Source organism: uncultured Oscillibacter sp., from assembly GCF_910579365.1.
In the GTDB taxonomy this organism is placed as follows: Bacteria; Bacillota; Clostridia; order Oscillospirales; family Oscillospiraceae; genus Oscillibacter.
Genome location: NZ_CAJTUX010000021.1, coordinates 26,754 through 39,964 on the forward strand (window position 1 = coordinate 26,754; position 13,211 = coordinate 39,964).

14 protein-coding genes are annotated in these 13,211 nt (G+C 60.8%); all 14 read left to right on the top strand.

Annotated elements, in window-relative coordinates:
* The first annotated feature begins 62 nt into the window (after window positions 1-62).
* Entirely contained in the window at window positions 63-1,916 is a 1,854-nt protein-coding gene (locus tag QZ329_RS07275) for a glycoside hydrolase family 13 protein (protein WP_295750394.1), read from the top strand.
* Between the two features lie 10 nt (window positions 1,917-1,926).
* Entirely contained in the window at window positions 1,927-2,178 is a 252-nt protein-coding gene (locus QZ329_RS07280; protein ID WP_295750397.1) for a hypothetical protein, read from the top strand.
* A 24-nt stretch (window positions 2,179-2,202) separates the two neighbouring features.
* Window positions 2,203-2,949, top strand: a complete 747-nt coding sequence (locus tag QZ329_RS07285) for an AAA family ATPase (protein WP_295750400.1) — start codon at window positions 2,203-2,205, stop codon at window positions 2,947-2,949.
* Window positions 2,950-2,974: 25 nt separating this feature from the next.
* Window positions 2,975-3,865, top strand: coding sequence for a ParB/RepB/Spo0J family partition protein (locus QZ329_RS07290; protein WP_295750403.1), 891 nt, complete (start codon window positions 2,975-2,977; stop codon window positions 3,863-3,865).
* Window positions 3,862-4,422, top strand: a complete 561-nt coding sequence (locus QZ329_RS07295) for a hypothetical protein (RefSeq protein ID WP_295750406.1) — start codon at window positions 3,862-3,864, stop codon at window positions 4,420-4,422. Before QZ329_RS07290 ends, QZ329_RS07295 begins: the two co-directional genes overlap by 4 nt.
* 106 nt (window positions 4,423-4,528) lie before the next feature.
* Entirely contained in the window at window positions 4,529-5,050 is a 522-nt protein-coding gene (locus QZ329_RS07300) for a hypothetical protein (protein WP_295750409.1), read from the top strand.
* Window positions 5,051-5,099: 49 nt separating this feature from the next.
* Window positions 5,100-6,404 carry a serine--tRNA ligase gene (gene serS, locus QZ329_RS07305; RefSeq protein WP_295750412.1) on the top strand — a complete coding sequence of 435 codons (1,305 nt, stop codon included), beginning with the start codon at window positions 5,100-5,102 and terminating at the stop codon, window positions 6,402-6,404.
* A gap of 201 nt (window positions 6,405-6,605) precedes the next feature.
* On the top strand, window positions 6,606-7,625 hold the full coding sequence (locus tag QZ329_RS07310) for an S-layer homology domain-containing protein (RefSeq protein WP_295750415.1): 1,020 nt from the start codon (window positions 6,606-6,608) through the stop codon (window positions 7,623-7,625).
* A gap of 55 nt (window positions 7,626-7,680) precedes the next feature.
* A complete protein-coding gene (gene mscL, locus QZ329_RS07315) occupies window positions 7,681-8,076 on the top strand; it encodes a large-conductance mechanosensitive channel protein MscL (protein WP_295750417.1) in 396 nt (131 codons plus the stop codon).
* Window positions 8,073-8,771 carry a 16S rRNA (guanine(527)-N(7))-methyltransferase RsmG gene (gene rsmG, locus QZ329_RS07320; RefSeq protein ID WP_295750420.1) on the top strand — a complete coding sequence of 233 codons (699 nt, stop codon included), beginning with the start codon at window positions 8,073-8,075 and terminating at the stop codon, window positions 8,769-8,771. Before mscL ends, rsmG begins: the two co-directional genes overlap by 4 nt.
* 41 nt (window positions 8,772-8,812) lie before the next feature.
* Window positions 8,813-9,559 (top strand): septum site-determining protein MinD, encoded by a 747-nt coding sequence (gene minD / locus QZ329_RS07325; protein ID WP_295750423.1) that lies wholly within the window; start codon window positions 8,813-8,815, stop codon window positions 9,557-9,559.
* Window positions 9,560-9,621: 62 nt separating this feature from the next.
* Window positions 9,622-10,038, top strand: a complete 417-nt coding sequence (locus tag QZ329_RS07330) for a methylglyoxal synthase (RefSeq protein ID WP_295750425.1) — start codon at window positions 9,622-9,624, stop codon at window positions 10,036-10,038.
* 195 nt (window positions 10,039-10,233) lie between these two features.
* Window positions 10,234-11,589, top strand: a complete 1,356-nt coding sequence (gene hisS, locus QZ329_RS07335) for a histidine--tRNA ligase (RefSeq protein ID WP_295750427.1) — start codon at window positions 10,234-10,236, stop codon at window positions 11,587-11,589.
* Between the two features lie 80 nt (window positions 11,590-11,669).
* Window positions 11,670-13,211 (top strand): aspartate--tRNA ligase (gene aspS, locus QZ329_RS07340; protein WP_295750429.1); only part of this gene is annotated, 1,542 nt, incomplete at its 3' end.

The window sequence follows — 13,211 nt, forward strand, 5'->3', positions numbered from 1 at the left end:
AAAACGGAATGTTTTGTTTCACGTGAAACATCTCCCATACCAATCAACAAGGAGTATTCTGCATGAATGTACCTGCCGTTTTTGACTCTCGAGATGCTCTCTGCAAAAGCCCCTTCGGGGCGCTGATCTGCGGAGAGGAGTTCCGTCTCACCTGCCGTCCCCTCGCCAGCGAGGGCTTCACTCATTGTTCCGTCATTATTCAGCGGGAGTTCGCCGGTCACCGGCTGGAGGTGGAAATGCCCTTCTCCGGCTTCTGGGAGGATCGGGCCTGCTTTTCCGCTGCTCTCCTCCCCTTTCAGGAGCCGGAGCTGGTCTGGTATTTCTTTCGCTTCTGGCGGGACGACGGAACCGGCTGCTTTTTGGATAAGAGCGGCTACCGAAGCGAGGGCGAACCCCATCCCTGGCAGCTGACGGTCTATCAAAAGAGTCATACCCCGGCCTGGTTCGGCGAAGGCGTAACCTATCAGATTTTCCCGGACCGGTACTGCCGCCTCTCCCTCCCCAATCCGGAGGGCATGCCGGGAAACCGCTGGGTTCACGAGGACTGGAACGACGCTCCCGCCTGGCGTCCGGAGAACGGCGAGGTGAAAAACCGGGATTTCTTCGGCGGGTCCCTGGCGGGCGTCGCCGCCCACCTGGACGATCTGGCGGCCCTGGGGGTCACCAGCCTGTATTTCTGCCCCATTTTCGAGTCCGCCTCCAACCACCGCTACAACACGGCGGACTATACCAAGATCGACCCTATGCTGGGAAGGGAACAGGACTTCCGGGACCTCTGCGCCCAGGCGAAGGCCAAGGGCATCCGGGTGATTCTGGACGGGGTCTTCAACCATACCGGCTCCCAGAGCATCTATTTCAACGCCGACGGCTTCTATCCCACTCTGGGGGCGGCCCAGAGCAAGGAGAGCCCCTATTACAGCTGGTTCCATTTCAGCGAGTGGCCCTGGGCCTATGAGTCCTGGTGGGGCATCAGCACTCTGCCCAACGTGCGGGAGGATTGCGAGAGCTACCTGGACTACATCATTGAGAATGAGAACTCCGTGGTCAAACGCTGGCTGCGGGCCGGGGCTTCGGGCTGGCGGCTGGACGTGGCGGACGAGCTGCCGGACAGCTTCATCGAAAAGCTCCGGGCCGCCGTGGAAGAGACGGACCCGGACGCCCTGGTCCTGGGCGAGGTCTGGGAGGACGCCAGCAACAAAATTTCCTACTCCCAGCGCCGGAAATACCTGCTGGGGCAGGAGCTTCACGGCGTCATGAACTATCCCTTCCGAAACGCCCTGATCGTCTATCTCCTGGGCGGAGGCGCGGAGGATTTCCAGGAGGCCATGGAGACCCTGCGGGAGAACTATCCCCCCGCCGCCTTTTACTCCGCCCTGAATTTCCTGGGCACCCACGATACCCCCCGCATCCTGACCGTTCTGAGCGGCCGCCCCCTTCCGGAAAACCGGGAGGCCCAGTCCTGTTTCCGCCTCAGCCCCCAGGAGCGGGAGACCTCTCTCAACCGTCTCCGGCTGGCAGCGGCAGTGCTCTTCACCTTTCCCGGCTCTCCCATGATCTATTACGGCGACGAGGCCGGCATGGAGGGGGCGGCGGACCCCTTTAACCGGGGAACCTACCCCTGGGGCCATGAGAACGCTTCTTTGCTGGATTGGTTCACCCGTCTGGGCCAGCTCCGGAAAAGCCGGTCCTCCCTCCGCCGGGGCAGCATCCGCTGGGTGGAGGCCCAGGGTCACCGGTTGGCCTATGTCCGGGAGGTTCCGGGAGAGATGACCTGCACCCTGGTCAATACCAGCGGGGACCCCCAGTGTTTTTTTCTGCCGGACAGGGACTATCAGGACCTCCTCACCGGGGAAACCGTTCCCGGCGGAGCATACTCCGTGCCGCCTCACAGCGTCCGCCTGCTGGGCCGGGGCTGAAACGCCCCTCATGGAGAACCCCATCCGGCGGCGGTACTTTGCCGGAATCGAAATGGAATTGTTTCACGTGAAACAGGAAGACTGGTCTGAAACGCTGGTCTTCCTATTTTTTTCCCTTCCCGGCGGCGTTTTCCATAAAAATTGCATATTTTTTCTAAAATTTCTCCAATGGACCTTGCAAGCGGGAAGCGCCCTTGTTATAATGGCTGTTATGTACGGCCCCTGCGCGGCTTTGGTGGGAACCTTTTCCGCAGGCGGCTGAAAAATCGGAAAAGCAGGTGCTTTTGTGGCAAAAATCATAGCAATTGTGAATCAAAAAGGCGGTGTGGGAAAAACTACAACCTGTGTCAATCTGTCCGCCGCCCTGACGGAGGCGGGCAAGCGGGTTCTTCTCTGCGACTTCGATCCCCAGGCCAACGCCACCTCCGGCATGGGGGTGGACAAGACCGTCTCCAAGGGGGTCTATTCCGCGCTGATTGAGGAGCTTCCCGCCGCCGAAGTGGTGGCCCACACCCGCTACGGGGATGTTCTCCCCTCCAACAAGGCTTTGGCGGGAGCCGGAGTAGAGCTGATCGGCATGGAGCGCCGGGAGTTTCTTTTAAAAGACGCGCTGACCCCCCTGCGGGAGAGTTATGACTTCATTCTCATTGACTGCCCGCCCTCCCTGGAGCTTCTGACCCTGAACGCCCTCTGCGCCGCCGACTCCATTCTGGTGCCGGTGCAGTGCGAGTACTTCGCTCTGGAGGGGCTCAGCGACCTGATGAACACCGTCCGGCTGGTCCGGCGGTCCCTGAATCCCTCCCTGGAGCTGGAAGGCGTGCTGCTGACCATGTTCGACGGGCGGACAAACCTGGCCCTGCAAGTGGCGGACGAGGTGAAGCACTACTTCCCCGGCAAGGTCTATGGCGCGGTGATTCCCCGAAACATCCGCCTCTCCGAGGCTCCCAGCCACGGAAAGCCCATTACGGCTTATGACCGGACCTCCCGGGGGGCTGACGCCTACACCGCCTTTGCCTCCGAGTTCCTGAAATAGATTCTCTTGAAAGGAGCGTATGCTTATGGCAGGAAAAAAACCCTCCGGCCTTGGCCGGGGATTGGGCGCGCTGCTTGGCGACGATGTATTAAAACCAGAAGCCGCGGGAAATCTGTATTTGCCGATTTCCCAAGTGGAAAGCTGCTCCGCCCAGCCCCGGAAGCTCTTTGACGAGGCGGCTCTGGCAGAGCTGTCGGATTCCATCCGGGAGCACGGAGTCATTCAGCCTCTGACAGTGCGGAAGCTCTCCTCCGGTTATTATCAGATCATTGCCGGGGAGCGCCGCTGGCGGGCCGCCCGGATGGCGGGCCTTACGGAAATTCCCGCCGTGGTCATAGAAGCGGACGACCAGAAGGCGGCGGAGCTGGCCCTGGTGGAGAACCTCCAGCGGGAGGACCTGAATCCCATGGAGGAGGCCGCCGGTTACCAGTCCCTGATTCAGACCTATCACATGACCCAGGAGGAGGCCGCACGGCGTGTGGGCAAATCCCGCAGCGCCGTGGCCAACGCCATGCGCCTGCTGAGTCTTTCGCCCGGTGTGCGGAAGCTGGTGGAGGAGGGAACTCTCTCCGCCGGACATGCCCGGGCGCTTCTGCCCCTCTCCCCCCCTCTCCAGGAGAAGGCCGCCGGTGCCGTACAAAAGGACCAGCTCTCCGTCCGGCAGACGGAGGCCCTGGCCAAGCGGCTGATGGCAGAGCCCCAGGAGGAACCGGAGGAGCTGCCGCCCCCCAAGGAGGTGGACTACGCCGCCGAGGCCCAGCGGTCCCTGTCCACCCGGCTGGGACGGGGCGTGAAAATCGTCACCGGCCGGAAAAAGGGCCGGATTGAGCTGGAGTACTACGGATTGGATGATCTGAACGACTTGCTGGAGGCCCTGGCCCTCCTGCGGACCAATCGGAAAGGACCGGAGGCATGAAGCTGGAAAAACGAAGCAGCGGCGGCCCTGTGGAGCCGGCGGAGGAGGCCGCACCCAGAGGCAAGAAGCCCGTTGTGGTCTATATTATGGTCCTGTTCATTGCGGCCTTTCTGCTGATGGCCTGGTCCTTCGCCTCCCACCAGAAAAACAACACGGAGGTTTTGGGCCGCCTTCAGACCTCCGTCAGCGCCTTGCAGGAGGTTCAGGACCTCCAAGATCAGGTGATCGCCCTCCAGAAGGAGCTGGCGGAGGCGGAAAAGCGGGTAAAGGAACTGGAGGAGGAGTCCTCCGCCCGGCAGGACGCGGTGGAGAGTCTGGAACTGCAAAATGAGGCCATGCAGCGGCTCTATATGCTCCAGCAGCAATATTCCGCCGGAGATTATGGCGCCTGCCGCCAAATCATAGACGATTTCGAGGCCGCCGGTTACGCGGAACAGCTGCCCCGTCTGTCTGACGGAAGCGTGACCCGTCCGGAGGACCGCTACCGGCAGCTGAAAGAAGCCGTGGAGGCCCGGGAGGCGGAGGCGCAAAAAGCGGCGGAGGCAGAGGCCGGATAACGGCTTCCATTGGAATGCCGGGAGGCCGGCAAACCGCCTGGCAGGGGTCTGGTTGTCTTAAAGGAATGGGAGAGGACAAAATCTTTTCCCTACAGGAGAAATGCCTATGACTTGGCTGAAAGCTCATTGGAAGCCGCTGGCCGCCGTACTGGCCCTGGTGTTGTGGACGGCGTGGTACACCCGGCCCGTGGACATCTACACCGTTGTTCCCGGAATAAGAGAAGCCGATTCCATGGACTTCACCCTGCGGGAGCTGGGGGAGAACGGCGCGGATTACCCCATGAAAACCCTCTCCCAGGGGGACCCGGAGTGGAATACGGCGCTGGAAGCCGTGGAGGCTCTGCGCTTTCGCCGCCCGCCCTGGAATCCGGTGCTTCAATTTGTGCCTAAACACACGATCACCGGGCGCGTCACCCACGAGGGGGACCACCACATCCTGTTTTCCATGTACAAGGTGGGCGGCGGCCATATGCAGATGCAGTTTTTCATTGACGAGTGGATGTATTTCTCGTCTCCCCTCTCCTCTCGGAATCTCACCCTCTGGGTGAAGGACTCCAAGCAGACCGGGGACGCCCTGGCGAAGACTCTGCGGCCTCTGCTGGACGAGTCTGAAAGCTGTTTCACGTGAAACAAAATTGCGATGCTACTTATATATTTTAGGAAAGAAGGAAATCATCATGCTTGACATCCGTTTCATCCGGGAGAATCCCGAGGCGGTCAAGGAGAACATCCGGAAGAAGTTCCAGGACGCCAAACTCCCCCTGGTGGACGAGGTCATTGACCTGGACGCCAGACGCCGGGCCGCCATTGCCGAGGCGGACCAGCTTCGCTCCAACCGGAACACTCTCTCCAAGCAGATCGGCGTGCTGATGGGCCAGAGCAAAAAGGACCCCTCCAAGCTCCAGGAGGCCGAGGCCGTCAAGGCCCAGGTGAAGGAGCAGGCGGACCGACTGGCGGAGCTGGAGAAGCAGGAGAACGAACTGGAGGCGGAACTCCACAAGCGGATGCTGCTGATTCCCCAGATCATTGACCCCTCCGTCCCCATCGGAAAGGACGACAGCGAGAACGTGGAGGTCCAGCGCTTCGGCGAGGCCAAGACTCCGGACTTCCCCATTCCCTACCACACGGAGATCATGGAGTCCTTCGGCGGTATCGACCTGGACGCCGCAGGACGGGTCTCCGGCAACGGGTTCTATTACCTCCTGGGGGACATCGCCCGGCTCCACGAAGCGGTGCTGGCCTATGGCCGGGACTTTATGATCTCCAAGGGCTTCACCTACTGCATTCCCCCCTTCATGATTCACGGCAACGTAGTGGAGGGCGTCATGAGCCAAACGGACATGGATGGCATGATGTACAAAATCGAGGGCGAGGACCTGTACCTCATCGGTACCAGCGAGCACTCCATGATCGGCCGGTTCATTGACCAGATTCTCCCCGCCGAAAAGCTGCCCCAGACTCTGACCTCCTACTCCCCCTGCTTCCGCAAGGAAAAGGGCGCCCACGGCATCGAGGAGCGGGGCGTGTACCGCATCCACCAGTTTGAAAAACAGGAGATGATCGTGGTCTGCAAGCCCGAGGAGTCCAAGGACTGGTACGAGAAGCTGTGGCAGTACTCCGTGGAGCTGTTCCGCTCTCTGGACATCCCCGTGCGGCAGCTGGAGTGCTGCTCCGGCGATCTGGCGGACCTGAAGGTCAAGAGCTGCGACATTGAGGCGTGGTCCCCCCGGCAGCAGAAATACTTCGAGGTCTGTTCCTGCTCCAACCTGGGAGACGCCCAGGCCCGCCGCCTCCGCATCCGTTATAAGGACGAGTCCGGCAAGACCCAGCTCTGCCATACATTGAACAACACCTGCGTGGCCCCGCCCCGGATGCTGATCGCCTTTCTGGAGAACAATTTGCAGTCCGACGGCACCGTGGTCATCCCCGAAGTTCTCCGTCCCTACATGGGCGGAACGGAAAAGCTGGTTCCCCAGAAATAAATGCAGGGCCGCAGCTTCCAGGCCATTGAAAAACAGACCGGGGGCGGCCTCCGCAAAAGAAGAATGCCCATCGCCAAGCAGCAAAGCCATTCCACGCCGTGCGAACCCGCCTTCATGGAGCTTGATTCCAAAACGTATTAAACTGCCAGATTTATTGCCATTTGTTAAACCGCTCTCCAGCCAATAGAAGAAAGGAAAACGATGAAACATATTCTCAGTCTGATTTTAACGGCTGTATTCCTGTCTGTGCTCTCAATCCCTTGCGCCGCAACGGATACAGGGCGCACCTATCCCGGCTTTTCCGACGTGGCGGAGGGAAGCGCGTCCTATGAGGCCATCAAGCTCTGCTATGAGCGGGGATTGATGAACGGCACATCCGAAACCAGCTTTGATCCCCAGGGAAAACTGAACGTGGCCCAGCTGGTGGTGCTGGCGGCGCGGCTGTATGATTTGCAGAACGGCGGCGACGGGACAATCCCGGACCCTCCGGACTATGGCCAGCCCTACCTCCGGTTTTACGACGAGAGCGGCAATAAAATTATTTTCTTCACCATGGAGGAAATCCCCTCCTACAACGCCGTCGGAGAAAGCGTGTACATCGGCGCCACCAACGAAACAGACGGCTCCGAACTGCCGGAAAGCTGCAAACTGGAAATCGGCTATGCAGGTTATAACCACGTCAAAACCTTCCAGGGCGTGAGGGAATCCCACGAGGGCATTCCCGGCGCCATGAGCCATGGCCTCACCGGAACGGGTTACCGCTTCTCGGACCCGGACGCGGCCTCCTTCACAAAATTCATCCCCCTCCCTCTGCATCTGGAGGAGGCCTGGTGGTTCCCCGCGGTCTTTTGTCTTGGCAGCGAGGGCGTCGTGAGCTTCGACGGCGAACTGGTCTACCGGGTCAGCGGCGGAAATAACGGCAGCGGATACGACCCTCTGACCCGCTTCTCCAGCGACAACGCCTCCCGCTCCCTTTTCACGTGGCTGGTGAACCTCACCGCCGGGGAACTGCCGGTGCTGAATGAGACAGTACGCATCCCCGACGTAAACCCCGATGAAACCCAGGATGCGGAAGCCATACTCCAGCTCTACCAGGCGGGCATTCTCACCGGCATAGACCAAGCCGGGACCTTCCACGGTTCGGGCCAGCTGACCCGGGCCCAGGCCGCCATGATGCTGGCAAGGGTGCTGGAACCCTCTCTGCGGGTCAGGACGGGCTGACGGTCCATTCCAGTCCGTATGGAATATCATACTTTATACGAAAGGGAATCAAATTATGGCAGAAAAGACCTCCGGCTTCTTATTGGAATTTAAGACCTTCATCGCCCGGGGCAACGTGATGGACCTGGCGGTGGGCGTCATCATCGGCGGAGCCTTCTCCAGCATCACCACCTCCCTTGTAAACGATATTGTCATGCCCCTGCTGGGCATTCTCACCGGCAGCATCTCCTTCGCGGACCTCTCCGTATCCATCGGCAGCGCCACCGTCATGTACGGCAACTTCATTCAGGCCATACTGAACTTCCTCATCATGGCCTTCGTGGTCTTCTGCATGGTCAAGGCTCTGAACCGCTTCCACAAGAAGAAGGAAGCCGCCCCCCCGCCTCCGCCGGCCCCCTCCGCTGAGGAGCAGCTGCTGACGGAGATTCGGGACCTGCTGAAAAACAGATGATGGACTCCATCCTCCGGGAGGGGCTGACGGCTCTCGCCCTTCCCTGTGACGGCGTTCCGGCGCTGGCGCGCTACGCGGACCTGCTGGCGGAGAAAAACCGGGTGATGAACCTCACCGCCATCACGGACCCAGACGAAGTGGCCCGGCTCCACTTCCTGGACAGCGCCGCCCTGCTGACCCTGGCGGACTTTCGGGGAAAGGCCGCCGTCGACGTGGGCACCGGCGCGGGCTTCCCCGGCCTGCCCCTGCGGATACTGGAGCCCTCTCTCCGCCTGACGCTGCTGGACGCCCAGCGCAAGCGGGTGGACTTCCTCCGGGAGGTCTGCGGGGACCTGAAGCTGGAAGACGTGGAGACGATCCACAGCCGGGCGGAGGAATTCGCCCAGGAGCGCCGGGAATCCTTTGACATTGCGGTGAGCCGGGCGGTGGCGGCCCTGCCGGTGCTGGCGGAGCTGTGCCTGCCCCTGGTAAAACCCGGAGGCGTATTTCTGGCCATGAAGTCTGTGGACTGCGGCGAAGAGCTGGACGCCGCCGGACGGGCGGTGCAGATGTTGGGCGGGCGGATAGAAAAACCTGTCGATTACCGTATTCCTGGGACGAATGTCATCCATCGTCTGGTCATTCTCACAAAAATAAAGGAAACTCCAAAAAAATATCCCAGAACATTTGCAAAAATCAAAAAGAATCCGTTATAATAGAAGACACCATTTTCATTTTTGGAAAGGAGGCGCATTCCATGCCGGGCCAATGCATTGCCGTGGTCTCCGGCAAGGGAGGCACGGGAAAAACCTCTTTCACCGCCGGCGTGGGCTCCGCCCTGGCCCAATCCGGCCGGCGGGTACTCTGCGTCGACTGCGACGTCGCCCTGCGAAATCTGGACTTGGCCCTGGGTCTGACGGACCGGGCCATTATGGACTTTACCGACGTGGCCCAGGGCCGCTGTCCCCTGGAGACGGCGGCGGTGGAACATCCGGATATTCCCCACCTCTTCCTTCTCACTGCCCCCACCCGCAGCCGGGGCCGCCCGGTGACGGAGGAGGAGATGACGGCCCTGCTGGATCAGGTCCGGCAGTGCTTTGACTATTGCTTTCTGGACGCGCCGGCGGGCCTGGGAGGGGGGTTCCGGCTGGCGGTCTGCGGGGCGGACCGGGCGGTGGTGGTGGCCACGGCGGACGCCTCCTCCCTGCGGGACGCCCAGCATACGGTGATGGAGCTTCACCGCTTCCCCTCCGGGCGGCTGCATCTGGCGGTCAACCGGGTCCGGCGGAAAATGCTCCGCAACATGCACGCCACCATAGACGACGCCATCGACCGGGCGGGCCTACCCCTCATCGGCGTCATTCCGGAGGACGACGCCCTGCCCCTTCAGCTGAACAAGGGCGTGCCCCTGCTGCTCTCCCGCCGCCAGGGCGCGGCGGCAGCCTATCGAAACATTGCAAAACGCCTGGAGGGGCAAAAGGTCCCTCTGCTGCGAATCCGGTAAAGGGCCGCAGACACACGGCGGCTTATCCATGCTCCCACAGTTTTTCCAGAAAGGAGTACGACATGAACATCGCTCTCATGGCCCACGACAACAAGAAGGAACTGATGGTGCAGTTCTGCACCGCCTACGCCGGCATTCTGGCACAGCACCAGCTTTACTCCACCAACACCACCGGCCATATGATTGCCGATACTACCGGCCTGGACGTTCACTGCTTCCTGACCTATGCCCACGGCGGCAGCCAGCAGATCGGCGCCCGCATCTCTTACAACGAGTTTGATATGGTGCTCTTTTTCAATGACCCCTCCAACGAAGAGCGCGCCGGTGACATCTCTTACATCTCCCGCCTCTGCGACCAGAACCGGGTTCCCTTTGCCAGCAACATCGCCACGGCGGAAATGCTGGTCCTGGGCCTCTCCCGAGGCGATTTGGACTGGCGGCTCATCGTCAACCCCTCCACCTCCCGGCCCCTGGCCTGAGGGTTTTGACGCGTCCCATCCTTCCGTGTATTATTGCGCCCAAAAATGAGATTCCCAAATGATGGATATTTGGGCAAGTGATGAGCGCTATCGTCCCAAACTCCGTTTGGGAGGACGGCGCTCTTTTTTGGCGGTCCGCCCAGCCCGCCCCTACCGGCCAGAACGTTTATAGAACATAGAAAAAGGAGCAGTACTATGGCAAAGCAGACTCCCCGCACCCTCTCCGGTTTTATGGAGCTTCTCCCCGCGCCCCAGCAGCAGATGGAGCGGATCATGGAAATACTCCGGAAGACCTACGCCCTCTATGGCTTCACCCCTCTGGACACCCCGGTCATCGAGTCCAGCGAGGTGCTGCTGGCCAAGGGCGGCGGCGAGACGGAGAAGCAGATTTACCGTTTCCAGAAGGGAGATGCGGACCTCTCCCTCCGCTTCGACCTGACGGTCCCCCTGGCGAAATACGTGGCCCTGCATTACAACGACCTGACCTTCCCCTTCCGCCGCTTCCAGATCGGCAAGGTTTACCGGGGCGAGCGGGCCCAGCGTGGCCGCTTCCGGGAGTTTTATCAGGCGGACATCGACATCATCGGCGACGGGAAATTGTCCGTCCTCAACGAGGCGGAAATTCCCGCGATTATCTACAGGACCTTCTCCGCCCTGGGACTGAAGCGCTTTCTCATCCGGGTGAACAACCGGAAGATTTTGAACGGCTTTTACGCAATGCTGAACCTGGCGGAGCGGTCCCAAGACATCATGCGCACGGTGGACAAGCTGGACAAGATCGGCCCTGAGAAGGTGGAGGCCATTCTCACAGGCGACCTGGGCGTCTCCCAGGCGCAGGCTTTGGAGATTCTGTCCTTCATCTCCATCAACGGGGAGACACAGGCCGTCCTCTCTGCGCTGGAGCAGTGGCGGGGCCGGAGCGAGACCTTCGACCAGGGCCTGGAAGAGCTGAAAACGGTGGTGAAGTATCTGGGGGGCTTCGGCGTCCCGGCGGAGAACTTCGCCGTGGACCTGATCATTGCCCGGGGGCTGGATTACTACACCGGCACGGTCTATGAAACCATCCTGCTGGACCATCCGGAGATTGGTTCCGTCTGCTCCGGCGGCCGGTATGATAACCTGGCGGAATATTACACGGATAAACAACTCCCCGGCGTGGGCATTTCCATTGGCCTGACCCGGCTGTTCTACGTTTTGGGAGAACAGGGCATGCTGAATCCGGACCTGCTCACCGCTCCGGCGGATGTGCTGATTCTTCCCATGACGGAGGACCTGGCCCCCGCCGTGGCCCTGGCGACGCAGCTGCGGGAGAACGGCGTCCGGGCCCAGCTCCACTGTGAGGAGAAGAAGTTCAAGCAGAAGATTTCCTACGCGGACAAGCTGGGCATCCCCTATGTGATTTTTCTGGGGGAGGATGAGATCAGCGCCGGAGTGGTGGCCTGCAAGGACATGACCACCGGCGAACAGACTAAGCTGGACCCCAAGGCCACAATCTACCGCATCAAGGCGGGACTGGACGCCCGAAACGGCGGGTCCGTCATCTTGGGATAGTTTTGCGGACCCTCGATTGAATTTCAATCTGTATTATACAGAGTGTAAAATACAATTTGTATCAGAAAAGAGGATGTTTTATGACACAGAACCGCACCCACACCTGCGGCGAACTCCGGGCCTCCGACGCGGGAAAAGAAGTTAAGCTCTCCGGCTGGATGGAGAATATCCGGGAAGTGGGTTCCGAGCTGGCCTTTGTTGTTCTCCGGGACTTCTACGGCGCCACGCAGATCGTCGCCGAGACGCCGGAGATGGTGGCCCAGTTCAAGGCCATCAATAAAGAATCCACCATCTCTGTGGAGGGCCTTGTCCGGGAGCGGGCCAGCAAAAATCCCAAGCTCCCCACCGGCGATGTGGAGGTCGTCCCCTCCCAGGTGGAGGTTTTGGGCCGCTGCCAGCACAATGAGCTCCCCTTCCAGATCAACCGCAGCCGGGAAGCCGACGAGGCCCAGCGGCTCAAGTACCGCTATCTGGACCTGCGGAACCCGGCGGTAAAGAACAACATCGTCCTGCGGTGTCAGGTGGTCTCCGCCATCCGCAAGGCCATGACGGACCACGGCTTTTTGGAAATCACCACCCCGATTCTGACGGCCTCCTCCCCGGAGGGAGCCCGGGACTATCTGGTTCCCGCCCGGAACCACCCCGGCAAATTCTACGCCCTGCCCCAGGCCCCCCAGCAGTTCAAGCAGCTGCTGATGACCTCCGGCTTCGATAAGTATTTCCAGATCGCCCCCTGCTTCCGGGACGAGGACGCCCGGGCGGACCGCTCCCCCGGCGAGTTCTATCAGCTGGATATGGAGATGGCCTTCGCCTCTCAGGAGGACGTGTTTGCCGTCATTGAAGACGTGCTGCCCCCCATCTTCGCCCGGTACGGCAAGTACAGCGCCGCCTCCTCCGCCCCCTTCAAACGCATTCCCTATCTGGAGGCCATGGAGACCTACGGCACCGACAAGCCCGACCTGCGCATTGATCTGACGGTGACCGACGCCACAGAGCTGCTGTCCGGCTGCGGCTTCGGCCCCTTCGAGAACCAAACGGTGAAAGCCGTGGTGGTCTCCGGCTTCGAAGGCACCCGGAAGCAAATCGACAAGCTGTGCGCCGACGTGGAGGTGCAGTCCGGCAGCAAGGCCTATTGGTTCCGGTACGACGAAAGCGGAGAGATCGTGGGCGGCATCGCCAAGTTTATCCAGCCCATCAAAGACCAGGTTCTCCCGGCGCTGGGGCTGACTCCCGGCTGCCTTGTGGCCCTGTCCGCCGGGACCAAGGGCGCCGCCCAGAAAACGGCGGGCGTGTTGGTGAAGACCCTGGGAGCTTTCTGCCCCAATCATTTCAAGAAGGAGCAGTACGCCTTCTGCTGGATCGTAGACTTCCCCATGTACGAAATTGGGGAGGAGAGCGGCGAGCTGGAATTCTGCCACAATCCCTTCTCCATGCCCTCCGGCGGGCTGGAGACGGTGGAAAAGGCCATAAACGGAGAGATCGACCCCCTAAGCATCACCGCCGACCAATACGACCTGGTGTGCAACGGCGTGGAGCTCTCCTCCGGCGCGGTGCGGAACCACGACCCGGAGATCATGGTCAAGGCTTTCTGGATGGTGGGCCTGGGCGAGGAGGACGTGAAG